Annotated in this window: 12 protein-coding genes and 2 tRNA genes; 11 read left to right on the forward strand and 3 right to left on the reverse strand. The window is 70.9% G+C overall.

Translation table 11 applies throughout. The annotated features are described in order from the left end of the window. The 11 genes from ACR9ZK_RS16700 to ACR9ZK_RS16750 all read left to right on the forward strand — a co-directional run. Nucleotides 1-587 (forward strand): DNA polymerase III subunit beta (locus tag ACR9ZK_RS16700; RefSeq protein WP_481343075.1); only part of this gene is annotated, 587 nt, incomplete at its 5' end. Between the two features lie 210 nt (nt 588-797). Next, nucleotides 798-1,889, forward strand: coding sequence for a phosphogluconate dehydrogenase (NAD(+)-dependent, decarboxylating) (gene gnd / locus ACR9ZK_RS16705; protein ID WP_481343076.1), 1,092 nt, complete (start codon nt 798-800; stop codon nt 1,887-1,889). 73 nt (nt 1,890-1,962) lie between these two features. Then, nucleotides 1,963-3,198, forward strand: coding sequence for a DNA replication/repair protein RecF (gene recF, locus ACR9ZK_RS16710; protein ID WP_481343077.1), 1,236 nt, complete (start codon nt 1,963-1,965; stop codon nt 3,196-3,198). Further along, nucleotides 3,191-3,820, forward strand: a complete 630-nt coding sequence (locus ACR9ZK_RS16715; RefSeq protein ID WP_481343078.1) for a DciA family protein — start codon at nt 3,191-3,193, stop codon at nt 3,818-3,820. Before recF ends, ACR9ZK_RS16715 begins: the two co-directional genes overlap by 8 nt. Before the next feature lie 52 nt (nt 3,821-3,872). Further along, nucleotides 3,873-5,354: a protealysin inhibitor emfourin gene (locus ACR9ZK_RS16720; RefSeq protein ID WP_481343079.1), complete on the forward strand. Its 1,482-nt coding sequence runs from the start codon at nt 3,873-3,875 to the stop codon at nt 5,352-5,354. Between the two features lie 298 nt (nt 5,355-5,652). Further along, the gene (gene gyrB, locus ACR9ZK_RS16725) at nt 5,653-7,818 is read left to right on the forward strand and encodes a DNA topoisomerase (ATP-hydrolyzing) subunit B (protein WP_481343080.1); all 2,166 of its coding nucleotides are present in this window, start codon (nt 5,653-5,655) and stop codon (nt 7,816-7,818) included. Between the two features lie 95 nt (nt 7,819-7,913). After that, on the forward strand, nt 7,914-10,670 hold the full coding sequence (gene gyrA, locus ACR9ZK_RS16730; RefSeq protein WP_481343081.1) for a DNA gyrase subunit A: 2,757 nt from the start codon (nt 7,914-7,916) through the stop codon (nt 10,668-10,670). Then, nucleotides 10,667-11,326, forward strand: a complete 660-nt coding sequence (locus ACR9ZK_RS16735) for a DUF3566 domain-containing protein (RefSeq protein WP_481343082.1) — start codon at nt 10,667-10,669, stop codon at nt 11,324-11,326. Before gyrA ends, ACR9ZK_RS16735 begins: the two co-directional genes overlap by 4 nt. Nucleotides 11,327-11,514: 188 nt before the next feature. Continuing rightward, nucleotides 11,515-11,591, forward strand: a tRNA-Ile gene (locus ACR9ZK_RS16740). A 29-nt stretch (nt 11,592-11,620) separates the two neighbouring features. Beyond that, the gene (locus ACR9ZK_RS16745) at nt 11,621-11,812 is read left to right on the forward strand and encodes a DLW-39 family protein (RefSeq protein ID WP_481343083.1); all 192 of its coding nucleotides are present in this window, start codon (nt 11,621-11,623) and stop codon (nt 11,810-11,812) included. Between the two features lie 39 nt (nt 11,813-11,851). Then, a tRNA-Ala gene (locus ACR9ZK_RS16750) sits at nt 11,852-11,927 on the forward strand. A gap of 77 nt (nt 11,928-12,004) precedes the next feature. Here ACR9ZK_RS16750 and ACR9ZK_RS16755 read toward each other — a convergent pair. The 3 genes from ACR9ZK_RS16755 to ACR9ZK_RS16765 form a co-directional block, all read right to left on the reverse strand. Next, nucleotides 12,005-13,201: a site-specific integrase gene (locus ACR9ZK_RS16755; protein ID WP_481343084.1), complete on the reverse strand. Its 1,197-nt coding sequence runs from the start codon at nt 13,199-13,201 to the stop codon at nt 12,005-12,007. Next, nucleotides 13,198-13,404, reverse strand: coding sequence for a helix-turn-helix domain-containing protein (locus ACR9ZK_RS16760; RefSeq protein WP_481343085.1), 207 nt, complete (start codon nt 13,402-13,404; stop codon nt 13,198-13,200). Before ACR9ZK_RS16760 ends, ACR9ZK_RS16755 begins: the two co-directional genes overlap by 4 nt. 18 nt (nt 13,405-13,422) lie before the next feature. Next, nucleotides 13,423-14,111 (reverse strand): replication initiator (locus ACR9ZK_RS16765; protein WP_481343086.1); only part of this gene is annotated, 689 nt, incomplete at its 5' end.

A 14,111-nucleotide genomic window follows, 5' to 3' on the forward strand; every position in this document is an offset into this window, starting at 1 on the left:
CGTGGACACCGAGCGAGTCCGACGCCAGCCACGTCGCCCTGGTCCCGGCCCGACAGCTGTCCGACACGGCCAAGGCCCTGGGCGCGTCCGGCTCGGTGTCCCTCGCCTTCGGCGCCGGCGGTGACGGGCTCATCGGCTTCGAGGCCGGCCAGCGTCGGACCACGACGCGCCTGCTCGACGGCGAGTACCCCAAGGTCACCTCGATCTTCCCGACGAGCGTCGACACCGAGGCCGTCGTCGAGACCGCCGCCATCGAGGAGGCCGTCAAGCGCGTCGCCCTCGTCGCCGAGCGCAACACCCCGGTCCTGCTCAAGTTCACCGACGGCCAGGTGGCCATCGAGGCCGGCACCGGGGACGACGCGCAGGCGTCCGAGGCCGTGGAGGCGACGCTCACCGGGCCCGAGATCCAGATCGCGTTCAACCCGCAGTTCCTCCTCGACGGCCTGCACGCCGTCGGTACCGCGTTCAGCCGGCTGTCGTTCACGCAGCCGAGCCGCCCCGCGGTGCTCTCCGGCCAGCAGGAGGTCGACGGCGAGCCCGACGCCTCCTACCGCTACGTCCTCATGCCGGTCCGCTTCGCCAGCTGACCGGCACGGCCCGGCGCGAGGCGTCCGACGGAACAGACGGGGTCCGACCGATCCGCCGGACCGGCCCGCGCCGGACGGTGAGCGTCCGTCCCGGACGTCGTCGGGTACGTCGTTCGCACCGGCGCGGACCGCCGGTGCGTCGGCTCACTCGGCAGGCGTAGCCTCGAACCGCTTGTGACTCTCCCCACCCTGTGCAGAAAGGCTCCCGACATGCAGCTCGGTCTGATCGGTCTCGGCAAGATGGGCGGCAACATGCGGGAGCGGTTGCGCCGCGCGGGTCACGAGGTCATCGGCTTCGACTTCAACCCCGACGTGCGCGACGTCGACTCGCTGCCCGACCTCGTCGAGTCCCTCGAGGCCCCGCGCGTCGTGTGGGTCATGGTCCCGTCGGGCGACCCCACGCGGAAGACCGTCGCCGAGCTCGGTGAGCTCCTCGACGCCGGCGACCTCGTCATCGACGGGGGCAACTCCCGCTTCACCGACGACTTCGAGAACGCGGACCTGCTCGGCGAGAAGAACATCGGCTACGTCGACTGCGGTGTCAGCGGCGGCATCTGGGGCCTGGAGAACGGCTACGGCCTCATGTGCGGCGGTGAGGAGAAGTGGGTCGAGCGGGCCATGCCGATCTTCGACGCCCTGCGCCCGGAGGGCCCGCGCGAGGAGGGGTTCGTCCACGCCGGTGAGGTCGGTGCCGGCCACTACACGAAGATGGTCCACAACGGCATCGAGTACGGCCTCATGGCCGCCTACGCCGAGGGCTACGAGCTGCTCGAGAAGAAGGACATCGTCAAGGACGTCCCCGGCGCCTTCAAGGCCTGGAGCCGCGGCACCGTCGTGCGTTCGTGGCTGCTCGACCTCATGGTCAAGGCGCTCGAGGAGAACCCGCACCTCGACGACGTCTCCGACTACACCAACGACTCCGGCGAGGGCCGGTGGACCGTCGAGGAGGCCATCGCGCTGGGCGTGCCGATGCCGGTCATCTCCAGCTCGCTGTTCGCCCGGTTCGCCTCGCGCCAGCAGAGCTCCCCGACGATGCAGGCGGTCGCCGCCCTGCGCGGCCAGTTCGGCGGCCACCAGGTGATGACCATCGCCGAGGGCGAGGAGCTGCGTCGCCGCACCGGCGCCGAGGGTTCGACCGTGCCGGCCCCCGCGGCCGCCCAGGAGAAGGAGAGCGCCCCGGCACACCCGAGCGCCGCCGACACCGACGCCGCGACGGCCGGTCCGTCCTCGGGAACCGGATCGACCGGTGGTGGCCAACCCGGCGGCGGCCCCACCTCCGGCACCGAGGACACCTCGGCCTGAGGCACCGCGCCCCGGCCGGCAGGATCCTGCCGGGCGGGGACGGTCCCCGCACCCGAGAGCCGGCCATCCTGACGTGCACGTCCGCCACCTGACCCTCAAGGACTTCCGCAGCTACCCGAGCGCCGAGCTCGCGCTGACGCCCGGGGTCACGACGCTGGTCGGGCTCAACGGACAGGGCAAGACCAACCTCGTCGAGGCGATCGGCTACCTCGCGACGCTGGGCTCGCACCGCGTCGCGACCGACCAGCCGCTCGTGCGGTTCGGGGCCTCGCAGGCGGTGATCCGCGGCGCGGTCGTGCGCGAGGACCGGGAGACCCTCGTCGAGCTGGAGATCACTCCCGGCCGGGCCAACCGGGCGCGCCTCGGTCGGTCGCCCGTGCGCCCGAGGGAGGTCCTGGGCACGGTGCGCACGGTGCTCTTCGCGCCGGAGGACCTCGCCCTGGTCAAGGGTGACCCCTCGGAGCGGCGTCGCTTCCTCGACGAGCTCCTCGTCCAGCGTCAGCCTCGGTGGCAGGGCGTCCGCTCGGACTACGACAAGATCCTGCGCCAGCGCAACGCGCTGCTGAAGTCGGCGGCTCCGGTGCTGCGCAAGGGCGGCCGGTACCGGCCGCGCCCCGGTGACGCCGGCAGCGACGAGGCGCGCGAGTCGGCGCTGCACACGCTCGGGGTGTGGGACGAGCACCTCGCGACCGTCGGCTCGCAGCTGGTCTACGCACGGCTGCGGCTGCTGCGCGACCTCGTGCCCGACCTCGCCGAGTGCTACGACGCCGTGAGCGCGGCCGCCTCGAACGCCCGGGCCACCTACCGCAGCTCCCTGCACGAGGAGCTCGGCGCGCGGATCGCGGCCGGCGAGGTGCCCGAGGCGGAGGAGCTGCGCAGCGGGATGCTCGACACCCTGGCGCAGCTGCGCGGCAGCGAGGTCGAGCGCGGCGTCACGCTCGTGGGGCCGCACCGCGACGACCTCGTCCTGTCCCTCGGCGAGCTGCCGGCGAAGGGCTACGCGAGCCACGGCGAGTCGTGGTCGTTCGCCCTGGGGCTGCGGCTCGCGGCCTACCACCTGCTGCGCCGCGACCTCGGTGACGACCCCGTCCTCGTGCTCGACGACGTCTTCGCCGAGCTCGACTCGGGTCGGCGCGAGCGGCTGGCCGCCCTCGTCGACGACTGTGAGCAGGTCCTCATCACCGCGGCGGTCGGGGCCGACGTGCCGGAGCGGCTGCGCGAACGCGGCGCCACCTTCGCCGTCGAGCTCGGTGCAGTGGCGGCGTGCACCGCGGTCACGCAGGACGAGAGGGAGCCGGCCGGTGAGTGACGCGGGCGGCATGGGAGATGCCGACGCCGTCCGGCCGGACGGGCCCGGCGGTGACGAGCCCGTACGCGACGACCTCTCCGAGGAGGTCGAGGGCGCCGAACCCGGACGCTCGGACACCGACACGCGGATCGCCGACGCCGCCGCGTCGGCCCTCGCCCGGGCGCGCGCCGCTGCGGCGGACAAGGGTCTGCGCCCCGGGATGAAGCCGCGCAAGCGGCGACGCCCGGTCGGCGAACCGACCCTGTCCGGCTCGGACCGCGACGGCCGCGACCCGACGCTGCTCGGCGACCAGCTCGACCGGCTCCTGCTCGACCGCGGCTGGCGGGTCGACGTCGCCGTGGGGTCGGTCATGGGTCGGTGGGCGCAGATCGTCGGACCGGACATCGCCTCCCACGTCGAACCGGCGACCTTCGTCGACGGCGTCCTCACGGTCCGGGCCGACTCGACGGCCTGGGCGACGCAGATGCGGCTGCTGGCCTCCTCCCTGCTCGCGCGGATCGAGGAGGAGGTCGGCGTCGGGGCGGTCAGCCAGCTGCGCGTCGTCGGCCCGAGCGCGCCCTCGTGGAGCCGGGGTTCGCGCCGCTCCCCCGACTCCCGCGGTCCCCGTGACACCTACGGCTGAGGTGGGTGGCGCTCGGCGGGCGGCTGTCGGTGACGCGGCGCAGACTGGCCCCATGAGCCCGACGCACCAGGAGCACGCGACGCACCCGACGCACCAGCGCTGCAGCATCATCCCGCCGTACATCCTCGAGGAGCTGGCCCGCAGTGCCGAGCCCGCCGTGGCGCAGGTGGCTCGCGAGGCGCTCGTGCACGACGAGTCGGTGCGCCGGGCACGCCGGACGCCGACGGCCCACGCGACCACGCGGCGTGCCCCGCGCCGCCGCCCGGAGGCGGCCGACACCTCTGCCGCCGGCCCGGAGCGGACCATCAGCGACGCGAAGGGCACCCAGACCACGCCGGGCACGACGGTCCGTGGCGAGGGTGCGGCGCCGAGCTCCGACGACGCCGTCAACGAGGCGTACGACGGGCTCGGCGCGACGTGGCAGCTGTGGTGGCAGGCCTACGAGCGCGACTCCCTCGACGGCAAGGGCATGCCGCTGCTCGCCACGGTGCACTACGGCCGCAACTACGACAACGCCTTCTGGGACGGCACCCAGATGGTGTTCGGCGACGGCGACGGCGTCATCTTCGAGCGGTTCACCAAGAGCCTCGACGTCATCGGCCACGAGCTGGCCCATGGCGTCACCGAGCACACGGCCGGCCTGCTGTACCAGGGGCAGTCCGGCGCGCTCAACGAGTCGATCTCGGACGTCTTCGGCGTGCTCGTCAAGCAGCACCAGCTCGGGCAGAAGGCCGAGGAGGCGGACTGGCTCGTCGGGGCCGACCTGCTCAACCCCTCGGTCAAGGGCCGGGCCCTGCGCGACATGCACCACCCCGGCACCGCCTACGACGACCCGCGACTCGGCAAGGACCCCCAGCCCGCCCACATGGACCACTACGTCGACGCCGAGGACGACAACGGCGGCGTCCACATCAACTCCGGCATCCCCAACCGGGCCTTCGTCCTCGCGGCGCTCGCCATCGGTGGCAACGCCTGGGAGGACGCCGGTCACGTCTGGTACTCCGTCGTGACGGGCGACGGGATCAAGGCCGACTGCGACTTCGCCACCTTCGCGGCCCTGACCGTCGACGCGGCGGCGGCCGCGCACGGCGACGGCTCGCTCCAGCACGTCGCCGTCCGCGACGCCTGGGAGCAGGTCGGGGTGCTCGCGTCGGCCGGGGGGGTACCCGCGTCGGCCGACACCGGTTCGGGCGGAGCCGGCGAGGAGGCGCCGACGCCGCGCGACCCGGGGCACGGCGAGGCTCCCGGGCCCGACGCGGCGCTCGTGCTCCGGCGCAGCGGAGGTTTCGCCGGGCGGGTCCGCGAGCGGTCGCTGACGATCGGCGAGCTGCCCGAGCGCGACGCGCGGGACTGGCAGCACCTCCTCGCGGCGCCGACCCTCCAGCGCATCGCCGCCGCGGTCGAGCGCGACTACCCCGACGCCTACGTCTACTCGGTCGTCTGCGACGAGGTGGGCTGCAACGTCACGGTGGCCGAGCCGCACCTGCCCGAGGCCATCCACTCCCTCTTCGAGCGGACCCTCTCCGAGGGTTGAGACGCCCGGTCCGGGCTGCTACCTCGCGATCCGCCACGTCGTGAGAAGGCACCTGAGGCGCGCTGGGGGGCCGGGTCGTGATCCTCCCCCCGGATCAACGGGGTTTCGGGCCGGAAAGTGGCCCTCCCGGGCGTCTGCGGGGCACGGTCGCGCCGCGCGGACCGGTAAGATGAAGGGGACTCGGCTCGACCGTGCCGTCTGACACGGGGCGAGCCGTCCCGATGTCACCGACCGGTGACGCAGACGCGTGTCGCCCAGGTTCACGAGGCGTCCGCGTCGACGTGCGAAGAGGAGAGACGTGTCCGAGGCCGACCAGACGCCCCAGAATCCCATCGACGCCGCGGCATCGACAGTCGGCACCACTTCCGCCCCCTCCGCGGCCGAGCCACCCGCCGACCTCCGGCCCAACGGCGTCGACTACGACGCGAGCGCGATCACGGTCCTCGAGGGCCTCGAGGCGGTCCGAAAGCGTCCGGGCATGTACATCGGCTCCACCGGCCCTCGCGGCCTGCACCACCTCGTCTACGAGATCGTCGACAACTCCGTCGACGAGGCGCTGGCCGGCTACGCCACCACCATCGACGTCACCCTCCTGGCCGACGGTGGCGTGCGGGTCAAGGACGACGGTCGCGGCATCCCCACCGACATCCACCCGGTCGAGAAGATCAGCGCCGTCGAGCTCGTCCTGACCCAGCTGCACGCGGGCGGCAAGTTCGGCGGTGGCGGCTACAAGGTCTCCGGTGGCCTGCACGGTGTCGGCTCCTCGGTCGTCAACGCCCTGTCGAAGACCCTGAAGGCGGCGGTCCGCCAGAAGGGCCACGTGCACCGGATGAGCTTCACGATGGGCGTGCCCGACGGGCCCCTGCGACAGGAGGAGGCCACCGACGAGACCGGCACGACGATCACCTTCTGGGCCAACTCCGACATCTTCGAGTCGGTCGACTACGACTTCGAGACGCTGCGCGCCCGGTTCCAGCAGACGGCCTTCCTCAACAAGGGCCTGACGATCAGCCTCACCGACGAGCGGGTGCAGGCCACGGCCGACGACGACGTCGACCTCGACGAGCTCGAGTCCGACCTCACCGAGGTCGAGGCCGACCCGGACAGCGAGGACGGCTCCCACGCGTCGGCCCCCGCCGGCGAGAAGAAGACCGTCACCGCCAAGAAGGTCACCTACCGGTACGACGGCGGCCTCGTCGACTACGTCAACCACATCAACAGCAGCAAGCGCAGCGAGCCGGTCCACCCCGACGTCATCTCCCTCGAGGTCGAGGACGAGGAGCGGATGCTCTCGCTCGAGCTGGCGATGCAGTGGACCACGGCCTACTCCGAGTCGGTCCACACCTACGCCAACAACATCAACACCCACGAGGGCGGCACCCACGAGGAGGGCTTCCGCGCGGCGCTGACCAAGCTCGTCAACGACTTCGCGCGCCGGCAGAACCTCCTCAAGGACAAGGACGAGAACCTCACCGGCGACGACGTGCGCGAAGGCCTGACGGCCGTCATCTCGGTCAAGCTCGGCGAGCCGCAGTTCGAGGGCCAGACCAAGACCAAGCTCGGCAACTCCGAGGTCAAGGGCTTCGTCCAGCGCGCCATGACCGACGAGTTCGGCCACTGGCTCGAGGCGCACCCCAACGAGGGCAAGGACATCGTCCGCAAGTCGGTGCAGGCCGCCGCCGCACGGATGGCCGCCCGCAAGGCCCGTGAGGCGACGCGTCGCAAGGGCCTGCTCGAGTCCGGCGGCCTGCCGGGCAAGCTGAAGGACTGCCAGAGCAAGGACCCGAGCATCTCCGAGGTGTTCATCGTCGAGGGCGACAGCGCGGGCGGCTCGGCGACGCAGGCCCGCAACCCGCACACGCAGGCGATCCTGCCGATCCGCGGCAAGATCCTCAACGTCGAGAAGGCCCGCATCGACAAGATCCTCGCCAACAACGAGGTGCAGGCGCTCATCTCCGCGTTCGGCACCGGCATCGGCGAGGACTTCGACATCGACAAGGCGCGCTACCACAAGATCGTCCTCATGGCCGACGCCGACGTCGACGGCATGCACATCCGCACCCTGCTGCTGACGCTCCTGTTCCGGTTCATGCGCCCGCTCATCGAGGCCGGCTACGTCTACCTCGCGCAGCCGCCGCTGTTCCGCCTCCGGTGGAGCAACGCCGACCACCAGTTCGCCTACTCCGACAAGGAGCGTGACGGCCTGAAGAAGCTCGGCGAGGAGAAGGGCTGGCGCCTGCCGAAGGACAACCCGATCCAGCGCTACAAGGGTCTCGGCGAGATGAACTACCAGGAGCTGGGCGAGACGACGATGGACCAGAACACCAGGACGCTGCTCCAGGTCACCCTCGACGACGCCGCCAAGGCCGACGAGGTCTTCGCCGTCCTCATGGGCGAGGACGTCGAGTCGCGTCGCACGTTCATCCAGAAGAACGCGCACGACGTGAAGTTCCTCGACATCTGACCGCCCACGCGGGCCGGCCCGTGACGTTCCACGTGAAACGTCCTGCCGTCGGCTCCCCACGCACCCAATCCGCCTGACAGACAAAAGGATCTGACGTGAGCGACGACCTGCCTCCCATCGAGCCGCCGATCGGGCCCGACTCCGACGGGGACGACGTCACCGAGACCCCGGAGGAGAACGTCGACGCACGCGCGGTCGTCGCGCGTGAGCCCGGCCAGCACGACCGCGTCGAGCCGGTCGACCTCAACACCGAGATGCAGCGCAGCTACATCGAGTACGCGATGTCGGTCATCGTGTCCCGCGCGCTGCCGGACGTGCGCGACGGCCTGAAGCCGGTGCACCGCCGCATCGTCTACGCGATGTACGACGGCGGCTACCGGCCCGACCGGGGGTTCAACAAGTGCGCCCGCGTCGTCGGCGACGTCATGGGTCACTACCACCCGCACGGCGACTCGGCGATCTACGACGCCCTCGTCCGCCTCGTGCAGGACTGGTCGCTGCGCTACCCGCTCGTGCAGGGCCAGGGCAACTTCGGCTCGCGCGGCAACGACGGCGCGGCCGCCCCGCGGTACACCGAGTGCCGGATGGCCCCGATCGCCATGGAGATGGTCCGGGACATCGAGCAGGACACCGTCGACTTCGTCCCGAACTACGACGGCAAGACGATGCAGCCTGCGGTCCTGCCGAGCCGCTTCCCCAACCTGCTCGTCAACGGTTCCGCCGGCATCGCCGTCGGCATGGCCACGCAGATCCCCTCGCACAACCTGCGCGAGGTCGCCGCCGGCGCCCAGTACTACCTCGACCACCCCGACATCGCGCGGGAGGAGCTGCTCGAGGCGCTCCTCGGCATCATCAAGGGCCCCGACTTCCCCACCGGCTCACTCATCATGGGCCACCGCGGCATCGAGGACGCCTACCGCACGGGCCGCGGCTCGATCATCATGCGGGCGGTCGTCAACGTCGAGGAGATCCAGAACCGCCAGTGCCTCGTCGTCACCGAGCTGCCGTACCAGGTCAACCCCGACATGCTCGCGCTCAAGATCGCCGACCTCGTCAAGGACGGCAAGATCGCCGGCATCTCGGACATCCGTGACGAGACCTCGGGCCGCACCGGCCTGCGCATCGTCATCGTCCTCAAGCGCGACGCCGTCGCCAAGGTCGTGCTCAACAACCTGTACAAGCACACGCAGCTGCAGACGACCTTCGGTGCGAACATGCTGGCCCTCGTCGACGACGTGCCGCGCACGCTGCCGCTCGACGGGTTCATCCGGCACTGGGTCGACCACCAGATCGAGGTCATCGTCCGGCGCACGCGGTTCCGGCTGCGCAAGGCCGAGCAGGAGATCCACATCCTGCGTGGTCTGCTCAAGGCCCTCGACATGCTCGACGAGGTCATCGCCCTCATCCGCGGGTCGCGCACCGTCGACGTCGCGCGCGCGGGCCTCATCGAGCTGCTCGCCATCGACGAGGACCAGGCCAACGCCATCCTCAACATGCAGCTGCGCCGCCTCGCCGCCCTCGAGCGCGAGAAGCTCCAGTCCGACCACGACGAGCTGCAGGCCCTCATCGACGAGTACAACGCGATCCTCGCCTCGCCGGAGCGTCAGCGCCAGATCGTGTCGGAGGAGCTGCAGGCGATCGTGGACAAGTACGGCGACGAGCGACGCACCGAGATCATCCCCTTCGACGGGGACATGTCGATGGAGGACCTCATCCCCGAGGAGGACGTCGTCGTCACCATCACGCGCGGCGGCTACGCCAAGCGGACGCGCGTGGACCAGTACCGCGCGCAGAAGCCGGGTGGCAAGGGGGTCCGGGGCGCGTCGCTGCGCGGCGAGGACATGGTCGAGCACTTCTTCGCGACCACGTCGCACCACTGGCTGCTCTTCTTCACCAACCTCGGACGCGTCTACCGGGCCAAGGCCTACGAGCTTCCAGAGGGCGGCCGCGACAGCAAGGGCCAGCACGTCGCGAACATCCTGGCGTTCCAGCCCGGTGAGCAGATCGCGCAGGTCATGGCGCTGCGCTCGTACGACGACGCGCCCTACCTCGTGCTCGCGACGAAGGCCGGCCTGGTCAAGAAGACCCGCCTGGCCGACTACGACTCCCCGCGCTCGGGTGGCCTCATCGCCATCAACCTGCGCGACGGCGACGAGCTCGTCGGTGCCTCGCTCGTCAGCGCCGAGGACGACCTGCTCCTCGTGTCCCGCAAGGGCATGTCGGTGCGCTTCCACGCCACCGACAACCAGCTGCGTCCGATGGGCCGCTCGACCTCCGGCGTCACGGGAATGAAGTTCCGCGGCGGCGACGAGCTGCTCGCGATGGCCGTCATCGAGGACGGCACCGAGCCCGACGTCTTCGTCGTCTTCGAGAACGGCATGGCCAAGCGCACCGCCGCGTCCGAGTGGAACCCCAAGGGCCGGGCCACGCTCGGCGTCGCGGTCGCCAAGATCACCGACCGCAACGGCGACCTCGCCGGCGCTCTCACGACGACGGGTGACGACGAGCTGCTCGTGGTCTTCGAGCGCGGCAACATCGTGCGGGCGACGACGGCCGGCATCGCCCGCAAGGGCCGCAACACCCAGGGCGTCATCCTCGTCAAGCCGGGCAAGAACGACCGCGTCGTCGCCATCGCGCGCAACCCCGAGAAGGAGGAGGAGGCCGTCGACGAGGGCGCCGAGCCCTCGACGGGTGACGGCACGACCGGCGACGGTCCGGGGACGGGCAGCGTGTCGGTCTCGGCGGCGCCCAGTGCGCCCGCTGCGGTTCCCGGGCCCGATGGCGTACCGTCGGACGAAACCTCGGGTGACGAGGGTGGTTCGTCCGATGGTGACAACGGAGGTGACGCATGAGCGCGACGAGCTCTGACGGCCCGCTCGGGGCGACGGGGTACGGCGCCGGAGACGCGTCGGTGTCGTCGGGTGCCGACTACTACGGCTCCTCGGGCTCGAGCGGCGCGTCCGGGGCGTCCGGCGCGTCGGGGGCGGCTCGCTCCGCCCGGCCGGGTGACACGTCGCTGTCCCGCGGCGCCGTCACCACGCGCACCGGTCCCCAGCCCCGCGTCGGCGGCGGCTCCGGTGCCGGGCCCGCGACGGCGGCCACGGCCGCGGTGCGCCCCACGGGCGCGGCCCGCAAGGCCAAGGGCCCCCGACGCGTCCGCCTGGCGGTGGCCCGCGTCGACCCGTGGTCGGTCATGAAGATGAGCTTCCTGCTCTCGGTGGCGCTCGGCATCGCCGGCGTCGTCCTGACGGCCGTGCTGTGGATGATCCTGTCGACGATGAACGTGTTCACCGACATCGAGGGCGTCCTCCAGTCGCTGCAGACGACCACGTCCGACCCGTTCTCGATCAAGGACTACGTCGGCTTCGGCCGCGTCGTGTCGCTCTCGATCGTCATCGGTGTCATCGACGTCATCCTCATGACGGCCATCGCCACCGTCATGGCCTTCCTCTACAACATCTGTTCCGCCCTCGTCGGTGGCGTGCAGCTGACGCTGACCGACGACTGACGCACTCACCCGTCCGGTGCTCCGCGTCCCGCGGACCCGCACCGACTCCAGGACGACGGCACCCGCCCCCACGGGCGGGGGCCGTTTTGGAGTCAGTGCGGGGCATCCGGTAACGTTTCCCCTCGCGTCCGGTCATCAGCCCAGACGTCGGATCCGACGGGTTCGACCGGCCGCGCGAAGGTGACGATGGGCCTATAGCTCAGACGGTTAGAGCGCTTCCCTGATAAGGAAGAGGTCACAGGTTCAAGTCCTGTTAGGCCCACCATCACCGTCACCACGGAGAGGATCCCTCGAATGCTCAAGCGTCTCGCCCTCGTCGGTGGAGCCGTCGCCGGCATCGTCTTCCTGCGACGCAAGGCCAAGCAGCAGCAGGCCGAGCAGGACCTGTGGACGCAGGCCACCGACGACGTCTCGGCCCCCTCGGCCGGGCCCGTGACGACGCCGGACGCCCCGGTCTCGCACGACGAGGCCACCACGTCGTCCTGATCCTCCCTTGCTTCACCCGCCGGACTCGTCCGGCAGCCAGGGGCCATGGCGCAATTGGTAGCGCACCTGCTTTGCAAGCAGGGGGTTAGGGGTTCGAGTCCCCTTGGCTCCACCACTTCCCACCTGGGCAAATGCCCGCCGGTGTCACCGGACCCCTCGGCACCCGACGGTCGATCCTGACAAACTGCCTGACTACGCGGCGTCGTCATCGTCGTCCTCGCGCCCGCTGTTCAGTGCCGGAAACACGGTGTCCATCACGCTGGCGCCGGCCTCGAGCACCGGGCGTAGCTCGTGCCGGTAGACCAGTTCGGTGACCGCCGTTCCCGAGTGGCCCATCAGGCGCGAGATCTCCTCGATAGCCAGTCCGCGCTCGGACAGGATCGACACGAACGAGTGCCGCAGCTCGTACGGTGTCCACTGCTTGGGGTCGAGCCCTGGCACCTGCGTCAGGGCGTCCCGGAACATCCGTCGCACGTTGTGCGCGTCCTGCTCGGTCCCGACCCGCGAGGGGAAGACGAGGTCGTGGTCCTGCCAGCGGGTGCCCGCGGCCTTCGACGCCACCGCTTGGTCCTGCCGGTGCCGTTTGAGCACGGCGACGACGTACCCAGAGATCGCCAGCGTTCGGCGAGACTTCCGCGTCTTCACGTCGCCGCCGACCCGGACTGACCGCCACACCTCCACATGTGGGACCTCCCCGCCGTCCTCGGCAAGATGCACCCGAGACCAGCGCAGAGCCCGAACCTCCTCCGGGCGCAGCCCGACGAGCAGCGACACCACGATGTATGCGTGCATGTGATGGCGCCGCGTCTTGTCCAACACGTCGGATGCCTGCTGCAAGGTGAGTGACTTGGATGGGCGACCCGGCCGGCCCTTGGGCGCCGGGCAGAGTTCGACGACGTTGCGCTCCACCAGGCCGCGCTTCATGGCCCGTCGCACCGAACGACTCAGCACCGAGCGAACCTGCTTGAGCGTGGAGGTCGACAGGTCCGCTGAGAGCGCCACGAGCCACCGGTCCACCTCATCCGGGCGCAGATCCTTCAAGCGCCGACCGCCCAAAGACGGCTTGATGTGCAGGCGGTACTTCTCCTCGTTGCCCTCCCTGGTCTTCTCGCCGACGCTAGAACGCTCGAACTCAAGCCAGTCCTCGACGGCTTGAGCAACCGTGACCCGGTGAGCAGCAGGCGCCAGCCCCGCCTCGTGTTCCCGGACTCGCTCACGGAGAGCCCGCAGCGCGGCCGACTCACTCTTCCCCGAGCCGGTCTTGACGATGCGACGTCCACGGCCGTCGTAGCCAACGGTCTTCTCCGCGATGAATCGTTGCCGCCTCTCATCCCAACGGAGGCCACCCTCACCACGGGGGCGGCGCGCCTTGTCCAGTCCTGTAGTCACGCCGCCGCCCCAAGAGACGCGACGTACTCGTCGAGCGCCTGGACTGGCACGAGCCGCCGGCGACCGACCTTGACCGTGCGCAGCCGGCCAGACCGGATCAGCTCGTAGATCACTGACCGACTGATCCGCAGCGCTTCGGCTGCTTCGTCCACCCGGTACAGCACAGGGGGAATCACCGCCGTCTCACTCGCACGCTTCCCCATCGCTAATCCCCTTTGCTCTCAGTGGTTTCGGTCGTGCTTCTGCTCGGCTCTCCATGCGGCGTACTCGCGGGCGCGGGCGGCTGCGGCGTCGGCCAGGGCGGCGTCTCCGGTGTTCTGCCAGCCGGTGCCGAGGTAGGTCCACGAGCCGATGACGAGGGTGGTTTCCTCCTCGTCGTCGCACATGAGGCGGCGCTCGAGGTCGGCGGTGTCGATCGGCTGACCGGTGCGGGCGGACTCGGCGGCGAGGGCCTGCCAGCGGCGACGGGCCCGACGAAGCCGACCGAGGGTCACGCTGTACCGGCGAGACTTGGAGGAGAAGTGGCCCCGGAAGCCGAGCATGTGGGCCCACTTGCCGATCAGCGCGTACGGGTCGACATGGTCGTAGTTCCCGATCGCGCGGGCGTCTCGGGTGCGCCGGTCGGCGTGGCCGGCGAGGCGTCGGCACTGCCAGCGGATCCGGGCGTAGTGGGCGTTCCACGACGCGTCGCCGCCGTGGTCGCCCTGGCGTTCGGTCGTGTCGGAGACGGCCTTGGTTGCGTACTTGGCGAGGTAGCCGGCGACGCGTTCGACGTCCTCCCCCGTCAGGCCGTCCTCGGGCTCGGCATCGAGGTGGGGGCGGTGCGCGGAGCGGACCACGCGGATGTCGAGCTGCTTGCCGAACCGGAGCACCCGTTCGGGCGACTCGGGGGTCGGCGACGGGGCGGTGT

This window comes from Monashia sp. HAY1-5C (assembly GCF_056755255.1).

Coding starts and splice junctions, on each gene's coding strand:
- gnd (WP_481343076.1), top strand. CDS start 798: ATGCAGCTCGGTCTGATCGGTCTCGGCAAGATGGGCGGCAACATGCGG.
- ACR9ZK_RS16720 (WP_481343079.1), top strand. CDS start 3,873: ATGAGCCCGACGCACCAGGAGCACGCGACGCACCCGACGCACCAGCGC.
- ACR9ZK_RS16735 (WP_481343082.1), top strand. CDS start 10,667: ATGAGCGCGACGAGCTCTGACGGCCCGCTCGGGGCGACGGGGTACGGC.
- ACR9ZK_RS16745 (WP_481343083.1), top strand. CDS start 11,621: ATGCTCAAGCGTCTCGCCCTCGTCGGTGGAGCCGTCGCCGGCATCGTC.
- ACR9ZK_RS16760 (WP_481343085.1), bottom strand. CDS start 13,404: ATGGGGAAGCGTGCGAGTGAGACGGCGGTGATTCCCCCTGTGCTGTAC.